The organism is Natronolimnobius sp. AArcel1 (assembly GCF_011043775.1).
Taxonomy (GTDB): Archaea; Halobacteriota; Halobacteria; order Halobacteriales; family Natrialbaceae; genus Natronolimnobius.
Genome location: NZ_JAAKXY010000005.1, coordinates 560629 through 567308 on the forward strand (window position 1 = coordinate 560629; position 6680 = coordinate 567308).

General features: G+C 58.3%; 4 protein-coding genes and 2 pseudogenes. 5 read left to right on the plus strand and 1 reads right to left on the minus strand.

From position 1 onward, the window contains the following. Positions 1-4: 4 nt before the first annotated feature. On the minus strand, positions 5-2188 hold the full coding sequence (locus G6M89_RS17635; RefSeq protein ID WP_165163178.1) for an ATP-binding protein: 2184 nt from the start codon (positions 2186-2188) through the stop codon (positions 5-7). 356 nt (positions 2189-2544) lie between these two features. Here G6M89_RS17635 and G6M89_RS17640 point away from each other — a divergent pair, with 356 nt between their 5' ends. The 5 genes and pseudogenes from G6M89_RS17640 to G6M89_RS17660 form a co-directional block, all read left to right on the plus strand. Further along, positions 2545-3714 (plus strand): DUF4157 domain-containing protein, encoded by a 1170-nt coding sequence (locus G6M89_RS17640; RefSeq protein ID WP_241175403.1) that lies wholly within the window; start codon positions 2545-2547, stop codon positions 3712-3714. A gap of 2 nt (positions 3715-3716) precedes the next feature. Beyond that, complete coding sequence (locus G6M89_RS17645; protein WP_165163179.1) at positions 3717-4691, plus strand: hypothetical protein; 975 nt, start codon at positions 3717-3719, stop codon at positions 4689-4691. Beyond that, a pseudogene (locus G6M89_RS17650) lies at positions 4691-4976 on the plus strand (DUF4157 domain-containing protein); the annotation flags it as partial. The gene G6M89_RS17645 and the pseudogene G6M89_RS17650, both read left to right, overlap by 1 nt. 657 nt (positions 4977-5633) lie before the next feature. Further along, complete coding sequence (locus G6M89_RS17655; protein ID WP_206335608.1) at positions 5634-6473, plus strand: hypothetical protein; 840 nt, start codon at positions 5634-5636, stop codon at positions 6471-6473. 62 nt (positions 6474-6535) lie between these two features. Beyond that, positions 6536-6680 (plus strand): annotated as a pseudogene (locus G6M89_RS17660) (DUF4157 domain-containing protein); the annotation flags it as partial.

Consider the following 6680-nt stretch of genomic DNA (forward strand, 5'->3'; position numbering starts at 1 on the left):
CGTCTTAACTACGTCGACGTGCCTCCTGAATCTGTGTTCGCGCTTCCCTCTCAGTCGGCCCCTCGAGGTGCTCGAGGTACGGCTCGAAGTCTGCCTCGCGGATTGGAGAGTTACGGTCTCGTTTGTACTGCTCGAGTGCCTGGACCACGAGCGGCATAGTGATTGTTTCCGCCTCACGGTCAGCACCGTAGATGGCGACGTGTTTGGCCAATTTATCGATGTCGCCACCACTGTACTCGAACTCAGCGAGCCACTCCCAGTCGACAGCTTCGACGGGACAGTTGTCAGGGAAGATTCCCTCCCAAATCCGCTCGCGGGTCGCTGCGTCAGGTTTCTCGAACGTAATCGAGTGGGTGATCCGCCGCGAGAACGCCGCGTCAATGTTCTGGGCGTAGTTCGTCGTCAGGACGATGACCCCATCGTATGTCTCGACCCGCTGGAGGAGGTAGTTCACCTCCACGTTGGCGTAGCGATCTGTTGCGTCCGAGACCTCCGCTCGATCCCCGAAGATCGAGTCGGCCTCATCGAACAGCAAGATCGCGTTCGACTGCTCGGCCGCGCGGAAAATCTGCTCTAAGTTCTCCTCGGTCTCGCCGATATACTTCGATATGACGGAGGAGAGATCGATCTTGTACAGGTCCATCCCGACGGAGTTGGCCAGGACTTCCGCTGCCAGCGTCTTCCCCGTCCCCGGGAGCCCCTTGAACAGCGAGACGATTCCCGCGTTGCCGTCTTTTGCCCGAAAGCCCCAGTCGTCGTAAAGCAGTCCCCGGTTCGTGATGTGTGTCTCGAGCGTGCGCAGACGCCGTTCGGTCGACTCGCGCAACTCGATGTCGTCCCAGCATTTGCGGGGCTCGACGCGTTGAGCCAGGTCTGCCAGATCGGTACTCGACTGGGCGCGACAGCCCGCTCGAATCTCTTCAAGCGTGGGGTCGTCGCCACCGGCCAGCGACGTTGCCGTCGCCAGCGCCGCCTCGAGTTGCCCCTGCGTGAGGTCGAACGTACTCGCCATCGTCTCCGGCTCGACGGCCGCCGGAAGGTCGTCGGCGCGGTCCTCCCAGAACGTCCGACGAAGCGCAATCGAGGGCCGCTCGAACTCGACGATGGCGTCGACGCTCGCTCGCCGGCTCGCAGACGGTGTCCACGCCTGCTCGCCTGTGACGAACACGTCGTTTTTGAACGCACGAAAGCGCGCGAGTACCCCCTCGAGCGTGTGATCAGTCTCTCGGTTGCGGACTGTTGCCGCGTCAGCCTTCGACAGTTGGACGGGCCGGTCCTGGATGGTTGCCTCACGTACCAACGCCTCGAGTGCGTCGGCCTCGAGGACGGCCCGCAGGTCTGCCTGCAGATACTGATCGCTCGGACAGCAGGCCTCGACCGCGCGGTTGACCCCCGATCCCCGCGGCCCAGAGAAGTAGTATCGACCACCCGACTCCGACGACGGGAGCGACTCGAGGTCCGCCCGCAGGTCGTCGGGCAACAGCAGATCCTCGAAGGTGGTGTCGGCAGAAGTCCGGGTGAGGTGAGACTCGAGAGTCGCCGGGATATGGGCCTCGAGGGTTCGCTCTAACCGCGGATCGATGCCGTCGTGACCGAGCAAATAGTCAGAGATGTGGTCGTCAACCCGTATCTCCCGGTTGAGTTTCGGCGTCGATCCGTTGTCGTCCTCGAGCACGACGAGATCGTGTTGTCGAAGTGGCGAATGCTCACCGACGAGTTCGGTCGCGGCCACGAACTCCGTTCTCGTGGTCGAGAACAGTTCCGCGATCAGCGAAACGGTCGGTCGCGGCTTTTGCACATCGTTGTTCAACACCGTAAACAGGTCCTCGGCTGCCGGCTCGACGTCGGGAAGGAGCGCGATCAAGAGTACGTCACGGTGTCGGTCGTCGAGACCGAACCCGTCGACGAGCGTCTCGAGGCGTAAATCGACGCCGTCCTCGCGGGCACCACGCAACTCTCGTTCGATCTCGGCGTCGAGTTCGTCGATGGCGGTGTGGTCCGAATCGGAGATCGCATACTCGAGGGTGGTCAGGTCCGGGGTTTCATCTCGAGGGGCAGCGTCCAGTCGGTCCGAGTCGGCGGCTGTCCCTGGAGTTGTCTCGGGTCGACCGTCTCGGTAGTGCTCGAGTATGGTGTGGACGCGGTGTATTTCGGCGAGCAGGTGTGCAACGGTGTTCGGATAGCTCATGGATGTGATTCTGAACTCGTCACTCGGGTGATGATGCCCACGACCGGGCCGCAATCGACGCTGTCTGTCGGATTTGCTGACTCACTGGCGCGACGTTCTGGCTCGGGATACATCTATCTTTTCCAATCACTCATCAGTAAGTATATGTTGCTGTCGGAAGCATACCAGCGTAGAGACTAATGGGATACACCGGTGTCCGATCGAATTCGAATTCGGACTCGGGAGACAAGGGAACATCCTCGTCCCCGAGTCAGAAGGTGCAGTCGTCCCGCTCACAGTCGAACACAGCGTCGCAAACCCCATCTGAACGCCCACCCCGAGAGAGAATCGAACGCCGCTACGATCTCGAGTTGTACATGCCGGGTCAGGCGACGAAACTCCAACGCCTCGAGAAGGCTTGTAGCCCCCAGCGCGTGCAGCAGTGGGCCGACGAGGGAATGCCTATCGGGATCATGGGCAAGCCGGTCGATATGGACGCGTTCCGCGAGCGTCAAGCCGACCAGCCGGCCGAAGTACCTCAGGATATTGAACGCCAAAACGCGGCGTCGGTCCAGCGCAGTCGTGAAGCCCAACACGATACCGCCCCTGCTGGTGATGCGGGCGCACCCGACTCAGTCAGAGAGCTCATTTCGTCGCCCGGACGAGCACTCGACGGCGACATTCAGCAGGCGATGGAAGACCGGATGAGCGACTCCTTCGGCGATGTTCGCATCCACACCGGCCCGAAAGCCGCCCAAGCATGCGAGCAAATCGACGCTCGAGCGTTCACAGTCGGGAACCACATCGCGTTCAACGCTGGGGAGTACGATCCCACATCGCCGGATGGGCAGTTCCTGCTCGCACACGAACTCACTCACGTGCGGCAACAGACCGGTGCCGCCATCAGCATGATGCCACAACAGGATGCTGCCCTTTTCGAGATTGATCCTGATCCACAACTCGAGCGTGAGGCTGACGAGGCGGCTGCAGCCGCGTTGCAGGGCGACGAGCCGCTGGTTGTGAATCGGATGGGATCGGAGATGCACATTCAGCGCATGCCCGAGGCCGAGTCGCTCGAGCAGGCCCACATGGAGGCTGAAGAGCGATTCAGTGATAGTGTCTCTGCAGATCCGGAAGTGCTGGCCAAAGAGGTCGAACAGATCAAGGCGAATCAGGGTGAGTTGTTCGACGCTATCAAGGGTGATACCGCTTGGCGAGGCCGGCTTGGGAAGGCCGCTGGAAAAGGTGCCATTGGGACAGCCGGCGGGTTAGTCGGCGCTGCCGTGGGAACGATGATTGCCCCGGGTGTTGGGACTGCTGGCGGTGCTGTTGCCGGCCAGCAGGTCCTCACCGAACTCGTGTCGGGAATCGCCAGTGACGTCTCGAAAGCCGCCTACGATCCAGCCTTCGAGGCCGGGTCGAAAGCGATCGCTGAGAAATCGGCCGACTTCAGCGCCTACATTGAGGACCTCATCGACGAAAAGTTCCGCAAACGCTTCGATGGGGCGGATTACAACAGTCATGACCCACTCTCTGACAAAAAATAGTTATGGAAGCCTCAATCACTGCAGAAGATGAGAACCATATTGGTCTTGATGTACTAGATAATTCCACATATAAACATGACCTCACCTTAGAAAGGGAATCCGGTGAAATCGTCTATCACCAATGCGACGCATACGCTGACAAAGCAGATAATCGTACCCCAGAGGAGAACGAATCGAACGAACAGGCTCGGCGCTTCGCCCAGTACTACGTCTACTGCGAGCAGGGCTACGACACCGTCCCTCCAGAGATTCACCCCGAGCGGATCAACGCCGTCCGGTTAGCCGTCCAAGAGCTCTCGGACGCGGCGTTCGACGACCTGTTCGGCGATCTCGAGCAGCAATTGCGGAGTTACCACGACGACGGAATTTCTCGGCCGATCCCGATTCCGTCCGCTGCGACTGGCCCAAATTCGGTGCTGTACCGCCAGCACGTCTATCTCGGAGTCGATCCCCTCGAGACAGACCTTGCTGAGGAGGCTAAAACCCTCGCGACGGTCCATGGCGTGGATCTCGAAGCTATCGGGGATAACACTGGCATCGATGAATTCAACACATCGTCAGTCGACGACTGGCACCGTTTCTCAGCGGATCTGGCCACTGTGGCACGTACACAGGATGTCACAGTTAGCGACGAACTCACCATTGCCGACGTTTCGTCACTCTACACGGCCTTCGTTGACGACCGCGGCGTCGAACACATCGGCGAACCTGACCGAGATCCCTTCGACCGCGAACCGGATACGCTGATCGAACTCGCACCGATCGATCCCGGACCGCTCGAGGAGTTCCGAACCTACCTTGATCACTACCTCAAATGCCAGGTCAGGGATTGCTTCATCCGAATGGGGCTACATCCGCCTACAGCGTTTTGTGTGCTTGGACCGGGGCGAATCGAAGCCGCTGAACAGTACAAAACCCTCGAGATGTATCCCGATTTCACCGATCCCGACAACGAAGAGTTGCTTGCGTCGAACTGATGAGCCAGCGTGTACTCGTGGGAACTGATATCCTGTTCAACGCCGGGGAGTACGATCCCACATCGCCGGATGGGCAGTTCCTGCTCGCGCACGAACTCACTCACGTGCGGCAGCAAACTGGTGCCGCCGTCAGCATGATGCCACAACAGGATGCTGCCCTCCTCGAGAGTGACCCTGACCCACAACTCGAGCGTGAGGCTGATGAGGCGGCTGCAGCCGCCTTGCAGGGCGGAGAGCCGCTGGTTGTGAATCGGATGGGATCGGAAATGCACATTCAGCGCGCAGCGAAAGATAACGGTCCTGAGGAGTTTGCTGAACTTCTACAAGAAACAGGAGAGAGTACAGTTGAGGCCGACGACGAGGCCTTTAAGGAGTATGTCAAAGACGGCTTCGGACCACTGGGAGCGCTCGTCGAGAAGACGTCCGAATTGCTCGGGAATCTCGGAACAGGATTCCGTGAGATGGATCAGGAAGATTGGGCTGAGGTCGTGGTCAAGACTGGACTTAAAATAGCAACCGCAGGTGCTGCTGGCGAAATCCTTGAAACTGGAGAGGAAGTCGCAACTCAAGCAGCAACTCAAGCAAAATCGACTGCAGAGAATAAGGTCGCCAAATCAGAGTCGCTTCAAGAGATGGGCATTTCAGAAGAATGGAATAGCATTCTTGCCGACTCGCCGAGTGCGTGGGCGTCCAAAATCAAGGATGAAGCTGTCAAGGCTGCCAAAGCCACTACTGGTGAGAAAATGCCAAGAGAACTATAAATAATCGGTTATGAAAGCTACAATCTATGGAGAAGATAACGTCGTAACAGGTGTTAAGATTACAGATAACAACGTAACTGAGCACGATATACAAGTCGAAAGAGATGGCACCATTTATTCACATCAGCAAGATGGATATCCGGACAACCCGGACGAGCGTACCGAGGCGGAAAACGAGCATGTGAATCAGGCGCGTCGCTTCGCCCGGTACTGGGTGTATCGCAAACGTGGCTACGACACGCTCGAGGCGACGAAGAACCCGGCCCGAATCGCTCAGTCTGCAGCGGCGTTAAAGCCGCTCTCGGAAGATGCAATTGATTCGTTTTTCGGCGACCTCTACAAACACCTGCAGAGTATCTACGCTGATGTCGACTCGCAAATCGAGATGCCCGATGGGGTTACGCCCGAAGAAGCGGTCTATCAACAGGATATCTACCTCGGAATGGACGAGGAGACGGTCAGCACCTACGCAGACGTACTGACCGATCCGGACGTTGTCGACTTACTCAAGGAAGACATTACAGGAACCAGTGCTGACGAAGTGGATGCTGAGACAGTCGCTGACGCTGCGGGTGTCGACCTCGAGTCAATACCGAACATTCGAAATGGGGCACTCATCGAAGCTGTGTCGGGCGTTCACGTTCATTGGGACGATGTACTCGGCCAGTACCACACTCGATGGGGCGCACAACCGGACCTCGAGCGCGATCCTCATGCTCGAATAGAGATTTTCGCGTACGAACCCAACTCACTCGTTGATCTGAAAACCCAACTCATACGAAATCTGGTCTGTCAGGCCCGGGATTGTTACCTCGGGATGGGGATTTCCCCACCGGAATCGTTTCAGATCTTAGGTCATGGACGTCACGATGCCTCGACATGGTACGCCCACTACGACTTTTATGACGAGTACTTCGATCCTGATGCAGAAATCAGCACGTGGTACGAAGAACAGACTCCTGAGGACGCGTACGAACACGAGGCAAGTACCCCCGCGTTCACCTCAGTGCTTGAGGAGTAGTCCTATCACTCCATAAGAACCCCATCCAGACTGATCGATGACCTTCTGTCTCAGCTGTAACTGGCGATGTCAAAGGTGGTCTCGAGGATCGCCTCGGCGAATCGCTGGATCACGTCCGGGTGCATACAGGTCCGACCGCACAGCAGGCCTGCGAGGCGGTCAACGCCCGCGCGTTCACCGTCGGCAATCACATTGCCTTCGGCCCCG